This is a genomic window from Agreia bicolorata (assembly GCF_000938265.1).
GTDB lineage: Bacteria > Actinomycetota > Actinomycetes > Actinomycetales > Microbacteriaceae > Agreia > Agreia bicolorata.
The window spans coordinates 114,572-131,129 of sequence record NZ_JYFC01000002.1 but is presented as its reverse complement, the minus strand read 5'-3'; the positions used below and the strand labels follow the sequence as shown (position 1 = coordinate 131,129).

The following is a 16,558-nucleotide window of genomic DNA, read 5'->3' as shown; positions in this document are numbered from 1 at the left end:
CCTTTGTTTAGATTCGCCCCGCGGCGATGCGCGGAATCGTGGTGACGACGATGTCGCCTGGATGTGTCTGTTCGAGCGTCGGCACTGTCGTGCCGGGGAGTGAGGCAGCGGCGGCACCATGGGCCACCGCCTGGGCGAGGCGTCCGGCAGGGAGGTCACCCCGCTGGTCTGCGAGTACATAACCCGCGAGCGAGCAGTCGCCCGCCCCGACAGTGCTGCGGGCCACGATCCGAGGAGCCGGGGCACGCCAGGCCCCCTCAGCGTCGACCAGCACCGCACCGTGTGAACCGAGAGTCACGAGCACCGCGCCGAGAGCTGGAGACAGCAGCGCCTGCGCCAGCGAGACCGCGAGTTCCGGATCGGCCTCAAGCTGCTCGTGGGTCGCAGAACCGGTGTCGAGACCCTGCGATTCAGCCAGCTGCAGCAGCTCCTCGGCGTTGGGCTTGATCAGGTCGACCCTCTCGCCGGAGGCGACAAGAGCCGCCAGGGGCGCACCCGAGCTGTCGACGGCGATGCGCGGCGCGGCGCGCGACGCTCGCACGGCACGCACGAGCGTCGCATAGAACGTGTCGGCCACCCCGGGCGGCACGGAGCCGGCCAGCACGAGCCATGACGCAGACGCGGACTGCGCCACGACCACATCGATGAGCTCGGCGACGACGGCCTCCGAGAGGTGCACGCCCGGGTCGTTGAGCTTGGTGGTCGTTCCATCGGGCTCGGCCAGGGTTATGTTCGAGCGGATGGGCGAGTCGATCGACACGGTCGCCGTCGGAATGCCCGACGCCTCGAGCGCCACGACCAGCGGGTCAGTCGACGCGCCGGGCAGTATGGCGAGGGTGTCGCATCCGGCCGCATGCAGGGCCCGCGAGACGTTCACGCCCTTGCCGCCGGGCTCCTGCCCGGTGACGACGGCACGCTGCACCTGGCCGCGCTCGAGCGGAGCATCGAGCTCGACGGTGCGGTCGAACGAGGGGTTCACAGTGAGGGTCACGATCACGGCACGATCACCTCCACGCCCTCTGCGTCGAGAGCGGCCGAGAGCGTTCCGGCGGGGTCGACGTCGGAGACGAGAGTGTCGACGTCGCGCAGTTCCGCGAAGCGGTAGAGCGCCTCTTCGTCGAGCTTGGTCGAGTCGGCGAGCACAACGGAGCGGCGTGAGCGGCGGATCATCGCGGCCTTGACCGCCGCCTCCCTCTCTTCAGGAGTACTCAGGCCGAAACCGGCACTCACGCCGTTGGCTCCGATGAAGGCGATGTCGGGGCGAAGCCGGTCGAGCTGTTCGATGGTCGACGCGCCGACCGCGGCGCTCGTGATGCCTCTGACGCTGCCGCCGAGCAGGTGCAGGTCGATGGCCGGGTTGAGGTGCAGCAGCGCAGCGATGGGCACGGAGTTGGTGATGATGGTCAGTGGATGGCCGCCCAAGACACCGCCCGACGGGGTCCAATCGGCCAGCAACTCGGCCAGCGCGCCGGTCGTTGTGCCCGCGTCGATGAGGATCGAGCCGCGGAACGACTCCCCGATCATTCCCAGGGCCGCGCGAGCGATCACGAGTTTGGAGTCGCGCGCCTTGTCCGAGCGCACAGCGACGGTCGACTCCGCGAGGCTGATCTTCGATCCGGCGACAGCGCCGCCGTGCACTCGTTGCAGCACACCCTGCTGCTCGAGAAGGTCAAGGTCTCGTCGCACGGTCTCGGGCGTGACGCCGAATCGCTCGGAGAGCTCGGCGACGGTGACACGGCCCCGCGCACCGATGCTTTCGCCGATCTGCTGATGGCGCTCTATGGCGTACATGTCGTCGTTGACCTCGTCTTTCGATTCGTCCGTGAACCCGCGTGTGCCTGTGTTGTGATGTGACTTTATGTCTGTTTTCCTGCAAAAGCAAGATAAACACAGATTTTGGTTGCCCTTCGACAAGCTCAGCGAACGCCACGTCGCTCAGGCAAATGGGAGGGTCGAGGCCTACCGTGAGGCGATGACCAACACCCTCGCCCGAGAGATCGAGATCGGCGAAAGCCCACAGCATCCGGTGCGCCGCGTTCTGCGCCGTGCACGAGCCTGGGTCGAGCGGCACCCGCGCATCCGATTCGCGTATCGCCTGGCCGTCGGCGTGCTGGGCGCCTTCGTGGCGATCGTGGGCTTGATTCTCGTGCCCCTGCCCGGCCCGGGCTGGCTCATCGTGTTCCTTGGCATCGCCATTCTCGGCACCGAGTTCCCCGCCGCGCACCGCGTGGGGCAGTGGCTGAAGCGCGTGCTCGCGAAGGCAGTCTCTCGCTGGAAGGCGTGGCGCGCATCCCGGCCTCCACGGGCATAAAGTCCCTGCCGCATGGGCACACCGCGCACCTAGGATGAGCAGCACTAGCCCCGTGCAGTGCAGAGGAGACGTTCCATGATCGGTTCCGCATCCACCATCGACGGACTTCAGTCGCCCGTGATTCCCCGCGACGCGCACAATCCCTGGTACCAGCGGCCGGCCGAACCGCTCGAGGGCGAGGCACTGCTTCAGGTCGACGCGTGGTGGCGGGCTGCCAACTACCTCTCGGTGGGGCAGATCTACCTGCTCGACAACCCTCTGCTCGAACGGCCACTCAGCCGCGACGACGTAAAGCCGCGCCTGCTCGGCCACTGGGGGACCACGCCGGGGCTCAACTTCGTCTACGCCCACCTCAACCGCATGATCCGGCACCGCTCCCTGCCGACGCTCTACATCACGGGCCCCGGCCACGGTGGGCCCGGCATGGTGGCGAACGCCTATCTCGACGGCACCTACTCAGAGATCTATTCGACGATCGACCAGTCGACCGACGGCATCCGGCGCCTGTTCCGCCAGTTCAGCTTTCCCGGCGGCATCCCGAGCCACGCGGCGCCCGAGACGCCCGGATCGATCAACGAGGGCGGCGAGCTGGGCTACTCCCTCTCGCACGCCTACGGGGCGGCGTTCGACAACCCGAACCTGCTCGTGGCCGCGGTGATCGGCGACGGCGAGGCCGAGACCGGCCCGCTCGCCACAGCCTGGCACTCGAACAAGTTCATCGGTCCACTGCAAGACGGCGTCGTTCTGCCGATCCTGCACCTCAACGGCTACAAGATCGCCAACCCCACAGTGCTCGCCCGAATCCCCGAGGAAGACCTGCTCGCGCTCATGCGCGGCTACGGACACAAACCGCACATCGTGTCGGGCGGCTTCGACGGCGAGGATCCGCTGCTCGTGCACGCCCGCATGGCCGAGACGCTCGACACCGTGCTCAACGAGATCGCCGCCATCAAGCAGGATGCCGCCGACGGCACGATCGAGGGAACGCCGCGCTGGCCCATGATCATCCTGCGCACGCCGAAGGGGTGGACCTGCCCTGCCGAGATCGACGGCCTGCCCGTGGAGAACACGTGGCGCGCACACCAGGTGCCGCTGGCGAGCGCACGCGACACCGAGGCGCACACCCGCCTGCTCGAATCGTGGATGAAGAAGTACAAGCCGGAGGAACTCTTCGACTCCTCGGGCGCACCAACGCCGTTCGTCACCGGTCTCGCGCCCGAGGGCTACCTGCGCATGAGCGCCACGCCGTATTCGAACGGCGGGCTGCTGCGACGCGAGCTCCGGATGCCGGACTTTCGCGAGTACGGGATCGACGTCACGGCCCCCGGCCACGAGACGGCGGAGGCCACGAAGGTTCTGGGACGCTGGCTCGCCGATGTCATTCGCCTGAACCCCGACAATTTCCGTATCTTCGGGCCCGACGAGACGGCATCCAATCGCCTGCAAGAGGTCTACGAGGCGACCGACAAGCAGTGGAACGCCGAGATCCTGCCTGTCGATCTGAACCTGAACCGTGCAGGGCGTGTGATGGAGATGCTGTCGGAGCACCAGTGCCAGGGCTGGCTCGAGGGTTACCTTCTCACCGGTCGGCACGGACTGTTCAACTGCTACGAGGCGTTCATCCACATCGTCGACTCGATGTTCAACCAGCACGCGAAGTGGCTGCAGGTCGCCCGGTCCATCCCGTGGCGGCGCTCGGTCTCGAGCCTCAACTACCTGCTCTCGAGCCACGTGTGGCGCCAGGACCACAACGGCTTCAGCCACCAGGACCCGGGCTTCATCGACCACGTCGTCAACAAGAAGGCCGACGTCGTTCGGGTGTACCTGCCCGTCGACGCGAACACGCTTCTGTCGACCTACGACCACTGCCTGCGCAGCGTCGACTACATCAACGTGGTCGTCGCCGGCAAGCAGCCCGGGCCGCAGTGGCTCAGCATGCCGGAGGCGGTGGCGCACTGCACGCGCGGCCTCGGGATCTGGGACTGGGCCGGCACGGAACGGCCGAGCGACGAGCCCGACATCGTGCTCGCGTGCGCCGGCGACATTCCGACCATCGAAACACTCGCGGCCGCATCCCTGCTGCGCAAGCACCTGCCCGAGCTGCGCGTGCGGGTCGTCAACGTGATCGACCTGATGCGCCTGCAAGACGAGACCGAGCATCCGCACGGCCTGTCGAACCGCGACTTCGACACCATCTTCACAACCGACAAGCCCATCGTCTTCGCCTATCACGGCTACCCGTGGCTCATCCATCGCCTCACCTACCGGCGGGCCGCGAACGCGAACCTGCACGTGCGCGGCTTCATCGAGAACGGCACGACCACCACGCCGTTCGACATGCTCATGCTGAACAACCTCGACCGGTATCACCTGGTGATCGACGTGATCGATCGGGTGCCCGGGCTGGGGTCGAAGGCCGCCGCACTGCGGCAAAACATGCAGGATGCCCGCATGCGCGCCCGCCAGTACACGCGCGAGCACGGCGAGGACATTCCCGAGGTCGCCCAGTGGTTATGGTCGGGCGAGGATGGGGTCGGTTTCGACCGGCAGAACCGGCAGAACATGCAGGCCCTCGACGAGACCGGCGGCGACAACACCTAGTGCACGTGACGGCTCCCCCTCGGCCTCGGCATTGTGCGTTGACGCGAAAGCCACTCAGCCCCTCAGCGCAGTGCGTTCTGGTGAGGGCCGATTTCCGCCAGAAAGTCGCTCAGAGACTTGATGTACTGAAGCAATGCACACATCAGCTACCGACAAAGCCGCTCTCTTCCGTTCACTGCATAAGGCACATACGCCACTGAGGCTCAGCAATGTGTGGGACGTTGCCAGCGCAAGAATCACCGAGAGCGCGGGAGCGCGGGCCATCGCGATGACGAGCGCAGGGGTGGCATGGTCGCTGGGCGTGCCGGATGGAAGCAAACTCGATCGTGAGTCAGCGGTAGCTGTCATCGCGCGGATCGTCGAGGCCGTCGATCTACCGGTCACGGCTGATATCGAGGGTGGCTACTCTGACCGGCCCGAGGGCGTTGCGGCGACGGTCGCAGCTGTGCTGAAGGCGGGCGCTGTCGGGATCAATATCGAGGATGGCCACTCTGACCCGGCGCAGTTCGTTCTGAAAATCGCTGCCGCGAGACACGCAGCCGACAGCCTCGGTGTGGAGCTCTTCATCAATACCCGAACAGACGTCTTCTTGGCAGGAAACGGTTCAGAAGCACAGCAGATCGACGAGGCTATTGAGCGCGCTCGTCTCTATGTCGAGGCAGGGGCAGACGGCATTTTTGTACCGGGGGCGACAAGCGAGACCGCGGTCAGCGCGCTCGTGGCAGGTGTCGCCGTTCCTCTGAACGTCATGGTGGGGCCCGGATCGATCGGCGTCACCGAACTCGGCCGGTTGGGCGTGGCACGTGTCAGCCTCGGCTCTGGCGTCGCGCAGTCGGCCTACGCCGTCGCGCAGCGTGCGGCAGAAGAGCTACTCACTGTCGGCACCTACGAGAGCGTTGCAGGCGGCCTCGACTATGGAACACTGAACGACCTGTTCGCGCGGGCCGCCCTCCGCTAGAGCGTGTCTCTCTCAGTGATTCGGTGCGGAATCGCGTGGCGGGACCTACCGGTCTCGTTCGGCCCGTGACAGACCGTCTGGAAGTGGCATCGGACATGTGAAGCGTGGATCCGTACGTGCCCCTCATGAGGGTGTCGCTGGTGGCGCCTCCTCTGCCACACTCGGAGCATGCCAGACACACAGCCTCCTGCATTTCCGGGAAGTCCCGACGAGCCCAAGACTCCGACTGGCCCCGACGCTCCTGAGACTCCCGACGCACCGAGCGCTCCGCGTTCGCCGAACACGCCGCAGTTCCCCACTGTCCCGCAGTTCCCGGCTGCTCCCCCTGCTCCGCCGGCTCCCCCGGCTCAGGGCGCGCCGCCGGTCAGTGACTACGGAACACCGCCGCCGCAGCCACCCCAGGCCTACCCATCGTCGGCTCAGTACGCATCCACCCAGTACCCGGCTGCACCGTATGCACCTGGAACGATCCGGCCGAAAACCGGGCCGGGCGGGCTCGCTCTCTCGTCTTTGATCATCGGCAGCCTGGCCCTTCTCGGATCATTCATTCCCTTCCTCAACTACATCACCGGCTTCTTCGCCTTCATAGCGCTGGTTCTGGGCGTCATTGCGATCTTCCTCAAGGGGCGCAAGAAGACCCTCGCGATCGTTGCAAGCAGCGTGTCGCTGCTTGCTCTTGTGCTCTCGATCGTGTTGTCGATCGTGTACACGAACCTGTTCTTCACCAGCGTGAGCGACAGCCTCGAGACCAACTACCCGTCGGTCACCTCGGAGCCTGTCGTGCCGGGCGACGACACATCGACAGGCGAGCAAGGCGCCCCCGCAGCCGGAGACGTCGGATCGAAGGAGAACCCCGCACCGCTCGGATCGAGCGTAGAACTCTCGCAGTTGGGCGAGCCGACGTGGAAGGTCACGGTCAACGCGCCCACACTCAACGCCGACGCAGCAGTAGCCGCGGAGAACTCGTTCAACGCCGCCGCCCCGGCGGGAACGTCGTACGCGCTGCTGCCCATCACGGTCACCTACGTAGGAACCGACACGGGATACCCGGTGTTGGTTCTGGTCGGCTTCGAGGCAGCCGACGGCACGACGTACAGCCCGTACGACACGGTCGCGATCCCTCCCGGCGCCATCGATTCCGGCGCCGAACTGACTCCAGGAGATTCCGCGTCGGGCAACATCGCGCTGGCCATTCCGACGAGCGGAGTCGAGCAAGGACGCTGGGTCGTGTCGAGCCTCGACGGCACGAAGTTCTACTTCGCTGCCAAGTAAGCCCGAGGCCGCCACTCACTCACTGGCCGACGGTCGGCCCTCAAGCATTGCCAACCGGATCACCACGGTGGACCTGTGCGTTGGCGTGTGGCGGGTCTTGGTGCGCGGCGCGGGTCTTGCCAGGCTGGCGGTTTCACATGGGGTCTGCCGTGGATCATGACGAGAGTCCACGCAGAGGTGTGGATCGTGGCGTGGTGGAACGGGCAGAGCAGTGCCAGGTTGTCTAGATCGGTTTTGCCCGGCAGATAACTGATGCTGACCCACGGGATGACATGGTGCGCCTGACATCGCGATGGCGGCACCGAGCATCCCGGCATCACGCATCCGCCGTCGCGGGCGGCGAGCGCCCTGCGTTGTCGCCGGGTCGCCAATCGTTGAGTCTTGCCCTGGTTCAGAACCTCACCGTGGGGGCCGAAGAGGATGGGGATGGTGTTGCCATCGCATTGAAGTTGGGTAACGGTACTGATCGGTATGGGTTCGGTGCTGCCATCGATCCAACCGACACCACGGCCGGCCTTCAGGTCGTCGAGGGTGACGTGCACGTTCACCGTAGGGGCCGCACCATTCAGACGTGACGCAGCAGGGGACGCGGCGGCCATCTCGATGAGGGTCATAACGGCGTCGAGGAGCTTCTGCTCGAACGTGCGGATATCGATGAGGGCATCGTCGTCTGTCGTAGAGACAGCGCCCTCCCTGTTCTTCACCTCATCCGCAGGGCTCGAATCGGTGCCTGACTCACCGTGGTCGGGAGTGCGCGGGCTGAGGATCGAGTCGACCGCGGCGAGGAACACACCCAGCTGCAAGGGCGGGAGGGCATAGCGGCCGCGGGCCACGCCATCGGCTCCGACCTTGGGATAGCTGAACCCCCGAAGAGACTGCTTGGCCGCATCGCGGGGTTCCGCACCATCGGGATCAAGATGCTCCCTGATACGAGCCGCCAGCCGGGCGATCTCCTCAACCGTGTACAGCCTCGGTTGCGGTGAGATGTCGTCGCAATCGATCGCGCCACCCACGGTCGCAGTCGCTGCCGCCACCAGATGCCGCTCTGCTTGGTCGATGGCAGCGGACCAGCCGGTGCGGTTCACCACCTCCGACAGGGTGCGACAGATCGCGGCCGCCGCATCGACCCCGACCCGGCCGGCGAAGAACGCCGACTCGACCACCGGGAAGAAACTCGGATTCGGAGTGCCCGACAATGAAACGGACGAGCGCAGTCGTTGACCCAAACCGATGCGGGTCGCCGCAGTGCGCTCAGACACATTCGCCGTGGCGGCGAGGAGCTTCTTCGCCGACGAGAACCCGTGCCGGTACGCCAGGCCCGCGGAGTCGAGTTCTCGGCGGGACTCGTGCGCGACCTCTGCCGCTGCCGCCCGCTTGGTCTCGAGGAGCTCGCGCAGCCGCGCGGCGATATCGCCAAGGGATGCGTCGAGGAGGTCCATACGAGAAGTCAAACAGTAGCCACCGACATTGGGTTTCACGCGCAACCGACCGATGATCAGGTGTTTATGCTGTGGATAACCTAGACGAGGAGACAGCTGTGGAGGAGCAGAAAAAATCTCCACTGCCCGCCGATTGCACGAGACCCGCGACAGGGCCCTAGCCGCAGTCCTATGGTGTGAGCACAGTGCTTTTCCATTCTGTCGAAAGGAAATCTCATGCCGCAGCCCGTTGTCTTCATCCATGGTCTCTGGGTGCACGCGTCCAGCTGGCAACCCTGGATCGATCTGTTCGAGAACGAGGGATACACCGCTGTGGCCCCGCTCTGGCCGGGTGAGCACGACACCGTCGAGGCATCCCGCGCACACCCCGATGACGCAGCAGACAAGACCATCGACGATGTCGTCGCCCACTTTCAGACCATCGCCGACTCGTTCGACGTGCAGCCCATTCTCATCGGTCACTCGTTCGGCGGCCTCGTCGTCGAGAAGCTGCTGGGGCAGGGCTACGGGGCCGCCGGGGTAGCCATCGACCCGGCGCAGATCAAGGGTGTGCTTCCGCTGCCGCTCAATCAACTGCGGTCGTCATTCCCGGTGCTCGGCAATCCCGGCAATCTTCACAAGGCCGTGTCACTCACCGAGGAGCAGTGGCGCTTCGGCTTCGGCAACGCCCTCAGCGAAGAGGAGTCGTCAGCCCTATGGAGAGCCTGGAACATCCCGTCGCCGGCGCGCCCGCTCTTTCAGGCGGCCGTGGCGAACTTCGCCGTGCATTCAGAGGCCGAGGTCGCCACCGGCAACGACGATCGCGCTCCCCTGCTGCTGATCGCCGGCGGCCAGGATCACACGGTTCCCGAGACCGTCGTCGACGCGACGCTTGCGCAGTATCGCAACTCGAACGCCGTGACCGAACTCATCACGTTCACCGACCGGGGTCATTCTCTAACCATCGACCACGGTTGGAACCAGCTCGCCACCGAGATTCTGGTCTGGCTCCGCCAGCAATCGCTCGGGCAGTAGCCCAACAGTTCGCGAGCGCACACGCGCCCGCGAACGCGAACGCGGGTGTTCTCGCCCAGCGCGGCGGTCAGACCACCGCGCTCAGCGAGAACACCCGCGCTCGATAGCGAGACGTCAACGAGTGCGTCTGCGCCGCATGCCCAGCGCCGCGACCATACCCAGGCCGAGCAGCGTCGCCGCAACGGAACCGACAAGGATCGGCTCGGCATCCAGCCCGGTCGCCGCGAGCGACGACGACCCGGATGCGGCAGCCGCCGCTCCAGGGTCGGTCACGTTCGTGGCCGCGACGGGCAGCACGGCGGCTTTTCCACCGACCGACGCGACCGTCACAGATCCATCGGCGTTCAGCTGAACCGTCGCGCTCGTTGCCGCGGCGAGGTTCAACCGTTGCCATGAGCCGCCCGCGGAGCCCGAGGCATCGAGTGGGTCGCCCGACGAGATCTCGGTCTGCGCCAGAACGGAAGCGCGCTGGGCATCACTCAGGCTCGGGAACGTGCTCAGCAGCAGGTTCTCCGCGCCGGCGGGCACCGACGGCGCCTGGGCCACCGGCCCCGTCTTCGTGAAGCCGTAGTCGAGTCGTTCCCCGTACACCGCGACCGCACTGGAGCGGTCGGTCACGATCTGCGATGTGCCACCCGGGATGGCCTGACCCCCGTAAGGGTTCGACTGGTACGCGGCGCCGCGAGCTAGGCAAGCGTCGAGAGTTCCGCCGCACTGCTGCTGCAGGTAGTCGATCAGCTCTTTCTGTGCGGGCTCGAGCACCTCGGTGCGGTACTTCGCGTCAGACCAGCGGGCCGCGAGCGCGGCCTCGCCACTGATACGCCCGCCCATGATGTCGAGCGGGTAGTGCACGCCGAGAACGATGCGGTCGTTGCCGGCTTCGGATGCGCGGGTCAGGATCTCGGGGGCGAGGCTCGGCAGCAGCGTGGCCAGGGTGATGCCCGCCTGGTAGGCGGTCGTCGTGTGGCCGCTGGGAAAGGCGCCGCCCGTGCAGATGCCGGTGCTGTTGTAAGCGGCACTAAGGCTCACATCGTTGGTCGAGAACTGGTGGGTGGTGTCGACGACCGACGGCACTCGTGTGATCAATAGATTCCCCTGCGAGGAGGCATAGGGTGCACCGACGCGGTTCGAGGTCAGCGACGACGCGTTCACGACGGTCGGAGCGCATCCCGGGTCGTCACCCGCCACCGCAGGAGTCGACGGGTCTGTCGGCAAGAACGGTCGAGGGTAGCTGAAGGCCGCCTTCGACGCGCCGGTGCTCACATATGCGCCGCTGGTGCCGTTCGAGCTGTTGATCAGGGCGCTCGTCAGCGGCAGCGATCCGTTCTGCCTTCCCGTCACGTAGATCGGGCCGAGCACCGAACCGAGGGCCGTCGAAATAGTGATCGACTGGTCGTAGGCCGAGTTGTCAGAGGGCTGGTACTCGGAGTCCTGCAGGGCGAGGAACTGCTGCGCCGGAGTCGCGTGCCCGTTGATCCAGACCGCGAGCTCATCGTTGCGCGCGAGAGTGGAGGCATCGACGACCGTTCCGTGCAGATCGTTCACGCCGTCGGACTGCCAGAGCGAGGTGTAACCGCTCAGCAACGACGGCAGATCGGGCTTGGCCGTGTCACTCGGATAGGAGGAGGCGGCCGAAGCGGCGAGAGGAGCGCTCAGGGCAAGAAGGGCAACGGTGACAACCGGGATCGTCACGGCTCCGGACAGGCGAAAGAAGCGGAATCGTTGGTTCACAAAGTAACGCTAGATCGATCAACCCCGAACGTGGGTGAACGATGCGTGAACGCACTATTTTTCGAGGCGACCCGGCACTGTGGCAGATCGCGAGAATATTCGCCCCGAACAGGGGGCACCGTTCGGCCCCACTGAGAGCGCTATCGATGTCATGATTAATTCCCGTGAATGCGTCCCAGCGATCCGACACCGCAGCTCGTTATGCGGCGAGCGCGGAGCTCAGTCGCATTCTCGAAAGCGGCCTCGTTCACACCAGTTTTCAACCCATCTTCGACCTCGACTCCATGTCTGTCGTCGCCTACGGAACGAACACTCGGGGGCCGCATGGCTCCCCTCTGGAGTCGCGCGAGGCACTTCTCGCGGCAGCCGCCGAGTCCGACAGAATGGTCGACTTCGATACGGTCAGCCGCACCGATGCGATCAGCACGGCGGAGCGCTCGGGCCTCTCGGCTCCACGGAGCCTGTTCTTCAGCGCGGCGCCATCGACCATCGCCGGACTTGCCGACGACGAGGCAGCCCTGGCGCATCCGATGGTTCTCGAGATCGCCGGCCACACACTGGTCGACACCGACCTCGCGCCCCTCCTCCGGGCGATTGTGCACATCCGCGACCAGGGATGGGCGATCGCCATCACCGAGGTGGGCGTCGACCCGCACACCCTCGCGCTGCTGCCCGCCGTGGCTCCAGATGTGATCTGCCTCGACCTGAAGATCATCAGCGAACTCCCCGACCAGCGACTCGCATCCGTTCTCAGTGGCGTCTCGGCATACGCCGAGGCGAGCGGATGCCTGGTGCTGGCCCACGGGGTCGAGACCGAACAGCAGGTTCTCACTGCCAGGGCGCTCGGGGCGACGCTCGCCCAGGGGCCGTTCTACGGAGGCGCCGGCGCGCTGCCCGCAACCCTTCCCTATCTGTCCGGCGTGCGGCCGGCACCGTCGGGACGCCTCGCCGGGCTTCGCCAGGACACTCCCTTCTCTGTTGCGGCAGAACGACGCGAGGCCCACATCTCGAACCGCGGGCTGCTTCTGCAGATCAGCCTGTTCCTCGAGGCCCGCGCGGCCGTCGAAGGCGACTCAGCTCTGGTGTTCGCAACCTTCCAGCATCGAGACAACTTCGACGACTGGGCGGTGGAACGGTATTACCCATTGGGTCGCACGGCGGCCTTCGTCGGTGCCTTCGGTCACGGCTTCGACGAGCTGACCCTCAGCGACTCCGTGTGCGCCGTCGAACTCGACGAGACCGACCCCCTGGTCGCCGAATGGAATGTCGTCGTGATCTCCCCGAACTTCGCCGCAACCCTGGCAGCGCGTCAGCTGGGTGAACCATCACCGACGAACGACACCTACGAGTTCATCCTCACTCACGATCGCCGACTCACGATCGAGGCGGCTCGCACGCTCGTCGCGCGACTCTAACCTGTGCAGGCACGACGCGACGGAGCCGCTCAGCGTTCCTGACGGCTCATCAATCGGGGAAGATCGGCGAGCACGGTTCGCGCAGTCTCCTGCGCCGTGAGATCTCGTGCGATGCCGAAGAGCCGGATCGCGTCTTCTGCTCGGGAACGAGCCTCGACAGGGTGGTCGTCTTTAACAGCATGACCGGCGAGCAGCAGCGAAGCGCGGCCTCCGTAGCGCGCGTCGTTGGTGGCCTCTGCCAGTCGGTGAAGCAGGAGAGATAGTTGCGCGCTTGCGGTTCGATCAGCTCGATCGACCTCTGCCGTGGCACGCATGTAGATCGCGAACATCAACGCGTCGAGAAGCACCTCGAGAGGCGAGTCCACGGGGCCGAGTACGGGAAGGCTGCGCCCTTTCGCGGTGTCGAGCTGAAGACACCACTCGTCATCGACATGCTGCAGAACGGCAGCGTGTGAAGAATCTGGGCCGAGATCGAACGCGCCAGAATGCCCGCCAGACAAGGGCCGCCACCCGATCTCGGCGGAGTGTTGCGACATCCAGTCTTCGACGGCACGCGCGCCATAAGCTGCCTGTTCCATCGAAACTTCTCCTTCCGTGACCGTATCTAATCTCGCATGCGACGCGCACACATCAGAGTCCACGATGAGACTCCGCGTCTCATCATGCGAGACTGCACTGCACGCGAAGGCATGACGCTTTCTGCAATAGTCGACGGGTAATGAACAAAGGAGTGGGCGTGGGCGTGGTTCGAAAGTGGGTCTTTCCCGTGGTGCGCATTCTGCTGATTGCCGCCATCGCCGTGGCCCTGGGCAAACTCGCCTTCTTCCCTGACAAGACCGACGATGTGTCTGCGGTTCCCACCGGCGAGATCGTCGAACCAGTCATCCCCGTCGCGCTGGGCACGATCGTGAACGATGTCGTGGTGCAGTCCACCGTGACCGCCGATCCGGCCGCGCCGCTCAAGTCGACCGCTGCCGGAACCGTCGATGAGATCTTCTTTCCCCAGGGTTCAGTGGTCGCGGCCGGCGACACCGTCTTCGACGTCAAGGTCGAGATCGTGCGCTCGCCCGAAGACAGCATCGACGAAGAAGGCAAGACAAAGCCCAAGATCTACCGCTACGAGCAGGTCACCGCGCCGGCGGCCGGCGTGCTCAGCTCGCTCGGCGTGATCTCGGGGCAAGACGTGACGATCGGCATGGTCGCCGGGCAGATCGCGCCGCCCACCTTCTCGGTCTCAGGATCGCTTCAGCCCGAGCAGCGCTACCGACTGGTCGACCAGCCGACGGATGCCTCGATCGCCATCACCGGCGGGCCCGCCGCATTCACCTGCACGGGCCTGCGCATCACGACCCCGCTGGCCGGCAGCGAAGGCGGAAACACGGGCGGCGACACGACCGGCGGCGGAGCAGTCGGCGGGGCAAGCACCGGAGGAACCGGAGGCGGCGGAGGGTCGACCACCACGGTCAGCTGCGCGATCCCCGGCGAGATCACGGTCTTCTCCGGCCTCGCCGCCGAGATGACCATCTCCGGAGGCAAGGCCGAGAACGTGCTCGTCGTGCCGACCACCGCCGTGCGCGGGGCCGCCCTGAGCGGCACCGTCTGGGTGTCTCTGGCCGACGGCAGCACAGAGGAGCGTGCCGTGGGCCTCGGGCTGAACGACGGAAGCCAGGTCGAGATCACCGGCGGACTGGTCGAGGGCGATCAGATTCTGCAATTCGCACCCGGTGCGCTGGCCGACCCGTCGGGTTGCCCTCCCGGTGCGATGGACTGCGGCGGGGTCATCGCCCGGTGAGCCTGCTTGAACTGCGTGACGTCACGCGCACCGTGATTCCGCCCGATCAGCCGGCCCTGACCATTCTGAACGGCGTCGACCTCACGGTCGAGTCGGGCGACCGCATCTCTATCGTGGGTCGCTCCGGTTCGGGCAAGTCCACCCTCCTCAATCTGCTGGGCCTTCTCGACATGCCCACGAGCGGGCTGCTGACATTCGACGACCGACCGGTCAAGTCCTATTCCAGTGCCGCCCGAGATCGGGTGCGCGGCGCGCAGATCGGCTTCGTCTTTCAGCAGTTCAATCTGCTTCCAGGCCGCACGGCCCTCGAGAACGTGGCCATGCCCCTGCTCTATGCGGAAGGCCGATCGTTCTGGCGACGCAAGAAGCTCGCCGCCGACATGCTCGAAGAGGTCGGCCTCGGCAACCGAATGGAAAGCATGCCCGACAGGCTCTCGGGCGGCGAGCAGCAACGCGTTGCGATCGCGCGGTCACTCGTGCGCGGTCCACGGCTGATTCTGGCCGACGAGCCCACCGGCGCTCTCGACCTCGATACCGGCAGTTCGGTGATGCAGCTGATCGACGATGTCGCAACACGAACCGGTGCAGCGCTCGTGACGATCACCCACGATCCAGCCATCGCCGCCCGCGCGCGCGACCACTTCCGACTCGACCGCGGCGTGCTGACGCGAGCCGAGAGCGCCGAGCTCGCAGCAGAATCCGGGGCCGTCTCGTGAGGCGCGCGTTCACGAGTCTTGTCGGGGCCGTCATCGAGGCCTGGCAGGAACTGCGTGTGCACCGCACCCGCGTGCTGCTCTCGCTGATCGGCGTCGCAGTCGCCGTGTGCTCGCTCACCACCGTCGTGGCACTCGGCGGCATCGTTCAGCAGGCGAACCAAGAGCTCAGCGAGCGGCAGAGCGGGCGGCCAGCCAGCCTGTTCGTCTCGGCCTACAGCAATCAGGGCACGGCGATCGATTCGGCAACGATGGATGCGACGTGGGCCGAGACTCTTGCCCGTTACGACATCACATATGGCAGCCGGGTGATGCAGACCGCCCAGGCCGTGCCGTTCACCACCGGCGTCGTCGACGTGCAGACTCAGGCCGTCGACCAGCCCTACGGCGAAATGCACCGAGTGCGTCTCACCGAAGGCCAGTGGTTCACCGACGAAGACGCTGCCGGTCTGGCCCCCTCGCTGATCGTCAACCAGATCTTCTGGGAGCGCCTCGGCAGCCCCGAGCTGCGAACGCATCCGACCGTCGAACTCGGCGCCCAGGGCGGCAGGCCCGGCACGACCGCGGTGATCGTGGGTGTCTATCCTGTGGGGAGCTACGAAACAGAGCCGGCGATGTTCATGCTCGCCGATCAGCTCTCGGCGATGACGGCGGCGAGGCCATCGGCCGTTGTGCAGGATCCCTATGGCGGCGGAGGCTCGACCCGATACGAGATGTGGGTGCCACCGGCCATTTCCGACCAGCTCATGGAGGTCGTGAAGCGCGACTTCTCGTCAGCGCTGGCGACACCCGGCGGCGGAACCGGCGGCATCCAGGTCGACGTCTATCGCCAGGACTATGCCCAGTACGGCGACGACCCCTTTCTCGTGACCAAGCTCGTGGTCGGCGGAATCGCCGTGCTCGTACTGCTGCTCGGCGCTCTCGGACTCGTGAACATCGCCCTCGTCACCGTGAAGCAGCGCGTGCGCGAGATCGGCATCAGACGCAGCTTCGGGGCCACGGCCGGGCGCGTGTTCTTCGCCGTGATGATGGAGAGCGTCGTGGCGACCATCGCCGCCGGCGCCGTCGGAGTGATCGCGGCCGTTCTGCTCGTGCAGAACCCCTGGACGAAGGATCTCATCGGCCAGGGCCTGGTCAGCGACTTCCCGCCGTTCCCGGCGGAGGCGGCGCTCCTCGGCCTGGTCGCCGCGACAGCAGTAGGAGCTTTGGCCGGCCTGCTGCCCGCACTCGTGGCAGTGCGAGTGAAGGTGATCGACGCCATCCGGTATTGAGCTCGGCCGAGCCGCGCCGAGCCGAGCCGACGGCGGCCCAG

The 16,558-nt window shown here is 66.1% G+C and carries 14 protein-coding genes; 9 read left to right on the top strand and 5 right to left on the bottom strand.

Features of this window, described 5'->3' with window-relative positions; translation table 11 throughout:
- Positions 1 to 7 precede the first annotated feature (7 nt).
- Positions 8 to 997 carry a 1-phosphofructokinase family hexose kinase gene (locus TZ00_RS04165; RefSeq protein WP_044439564.1) on the bottom strand — a complete coding sequence of 330 codons (990 nt, stop codon included), beginning with the start codon at positions 995 to 997 and terminating at the stop codon, positions 8 to 10.
- Positions 994 to 1,791, bottom strand: coding sequence for a DeoR/GlpR family DNA-binding transcription regulator (locus TZ00_RS04160; RefSeq protein ID WP_044439562.1), 798 nt, complete (start codon positions 1,789 to 1,791; stop codon positions 994 to 996). Before TZ00_RS04160 ends, TZ00_RS04165 begins: the two co-directional genes overlap by 4 nt.
- A 181-nt stretch (positions 1,792 to 1,972) precedes the next feature.
- Here TZ00_RS04160 and TZ00_RS04155 point away from each other — a divergent pair, with 181 nt between their 5' ends.
- The 4 genes from TZ00_RS04155 to TZ00_RS04140 all read left to right on the top strand — a co-directional run bounded on the left by TZ00_RS04155 (position 1,973) and on the right by TZ00_RS04140 (position 7,142).
- Positions 1,973 to 2,311, top strand: a complete 339-nt coding sequence (locus TZ00_RS04155) for a TIGR02611 family protein (RefSeq protein ID WP_044440255.1) — start codon at positions 1,973 to 1,975, stop codon at positions 2,309 to 2,311.
- A gap of 75 nt (positions 2,312 to 2,386) precedes the next feature.
- Positions 2,387 to 4,912: a phosphoketolase family protein gene (locus tag TZ00_RS04150; protein WP_084605911.1), complete on the top strand. Its 2,526-nt coding sequence runs from the start codon at positions 2,387 to 2,389 to the stop codon at positions 4,910 to 4,912.
- Positions 4,913 to 5,045: 133 nt separating this feature from the next.
- Positions 5,046 to 5,870 carry an isocitrate lyase/PEP mutase family protein gene (locus TZ00_RS04145; RefSeq protein WP_044439560.1) on the top strand — a complete coding sequence of 275 codons (825 nt, stop codon included), beginning with the start codon at positions 5,046 to 5,048 and terminating at the stop codon, positions 5,868 to 5,870.
- A 168-nt stretch (positions 5,871 to 6,038) separates the two neighbouring features.
- Positions 6,039 to 7,142, top strand: a complete 1,104-nt coding sequence (locus TZ00_RS04140; RefSeq protein WP_152631079.1) for an SUR7/PalI family protein — start codon at positions 6,039 to 6,041, stop codon at positions 7,140 to 7,142.
- Positions 7,143 to 7,201: 59 nt separating this feature from the next.
- Here TZ00_RS04140 and TZ00_RS04135 read toward each other — a convergent pair whose 3' ends face one another.
- The gene (locus tag TZ00_RS04135; protein WP_044439558.1) at positions 7,202 to 8,581 is read right to left on the bottom strand and encodes an HNH endonuclease signature motif containing protein; all 1,380 of its coding nucleotides are present in this window, start codon (positions 8,579 to 8,581) and stop codon (positions 7,202 to 7,204) included.
- Positions 8,582 to 8,797: 216 nt separating this feature from the next.
- Here TZ00_RS04135 and TZ00_RS04130 point away from each other — a divergent pair, with 216 nt between their 5' ends.
- Entirely contained in the window at positions 8,798 to 9,595 is a 798-nt protein-coding gene (locus TZ00_RS04130) for an alpha/beta hydrolase (RefSeq protein WP_044439556.1), read from the top strand.
- 114 nt (positions 9,596 to 9,709) lie between these two features.
- On the opposite strand, the gene TZ00_RS18660 is transcribed toward TZ00_RS04130, so the two are convergent.
- On the bottom strand, positions 9,710 to 11,326 hold the full coding sequence (locus TZ00_RS18660) for a phosphatase PAP2 family protein (protein ID WP_084605910.1): 1,617 nt from the start codon (positions 11,324 to 11,326) through the stop codon (positions 9,710 to 9,712).
- Positions 11,327 to 11,490: 164 nt separating this feature from the next.
- On the opposite strand from TZ00_RS18660, the gene TZ00_RS18655 reads away from it, so the two are divergent.
- Complete coding sequence (locus TZ00_RS18655; RefSeq protein ID WP_052521264.1) at positions 11,491 to 12,741, top strand: EAL domain-containing protein; 1,251 nt, start codon at positions 11,491 to 11,493, stop codon at positions 12,739 to 12,741.
- A 29-nt stretch (positions 12,742 to 12,770) separates the two neighbouring features.
- Here TZ00_RS18655 and TZ00_RS04110 read toward each other — a convergent pair whose 3' ends face one another.
- On the bottom strand, positions 12,771 to 13,319 hold the full coding sequence (locus tag TZ00_RS04110) for a hypothetical protein (protein ID WP_044439552.1): 549 nt from the start codon (positions 13,317 to 13,319) through the stop codon (positions 12,771 to 12,773).
- 158 nt (positions 13,320 to 13,477) lie between these two features.
- Here TZ00_RS04110 and TZ00_RS04105 point away from each other — a divergent pair, with 158 nt between their 5' ends.
- The 3 genes from TZ00_RS04105 to TZ00_RS04095 are packed head-to-tail and all read left to right on the top strand — an operon-like array spanning position 13,478 to position 16,517.
- Positions 13,478 to 14,533 carry a permuted SH3 domain-containing protein gene (locus TZ00_RS04105; RefSeq protein ID WP_044440246.1) on the top strand — a complete coding sequence of 352 codons (1,056 nt, stop codon included), beginning with the start codon at positions 13,478 to 13,480 and terminating at the stop codon, positions 14,531 to 14,533.
- On the top strand, positions 14,530 to 15,249 hold the full coding sequence (locus TZ00_RS04100; RefSeq protein ID WP_044439551.1) for an ABC transporter ATP-binding protein: 720 nt from the start codon (positions 14,530 to 14,532) through the stop codon (positions 15,247 to 15,249). The genes TZ00_RS04105 and TZ00_RS04100 overlap by 4 nt, the downstream gene beginning before the upstream one ends.
- Positions 15,246 to 16,517: an ABC transporter permease gene (locus TZ00_RS04095; RefSeq protein ID WP_238579576.1), complete on the top strand. Its 1,272-nt coding sequence runs from the start codon at positions 15,246 to 15,248 to the stop codon at positions 16,515 to 16,517. Before TZ00_RS04100 ends, TZ00_RS04095 begins: the two co-directional genes overlap by 4 nt.
- The last annotated feature ends 41 nt before the right edge of the window (positions 16,518 to 16,558 follow it).

Coding starts and splice junctions, on each gene's coding strand:
- TZ00_RS04160 (WP_044439562.1), bottom strand. CDS start 1,791: ATGTACGCCATAGAGCGCCATCAGCAGATCGGCGAAAGCATCGGTGCG.
- TZ00_RS04155 (WP_044440255.1), top strand. CDS start 1,973: ATGACCAACACCCTCGCCCGAGAGATCGAGATCGGCGAAAGCCCACAG.
- TZ00_RS04150 (WP_084605911.1), top strand. CDS start 2,387: ATGATCGGTTCCGCATCCACCATCGACGGACTTCAGTCGCCCGTGATT.
- TZ00_RS04145 (WP_044439560.1), top strand. CDS start 5,046: ATGCACACATCAGCTACCGACAAAGCCGCTCTCTTCCGTTCACTGCAT.
- TZ00_RS04140 (WP_152631079.1), top strand. CDS start 6,039: ATGCCAGACACACAGCCTCCTGCATTTCCGGGAAGTCCCGACGAGCCC.
- TZ00_RS04135 (WP_044439558.1), bottom strand. CDS start 8,581: ATGGACCTCCTCGACGCATCCCTTGGCGATATCGCCGCGCGGCTGCGC.
- TZ00_RS04130 (WP_044439556.1), top strand. CDS start 8,798: ATGCCGCAGCCCGTTGTCTTCATCCATGGTCTCTGGGTGCACGCGTCC.
- TZ00_RS04110 (WP_044439552.1), bottom strand. CDS start 13,319: ATGGAACAGGCAGCTTATGGCGCGCGTGCCGTCGAAGACTGGATGTCG.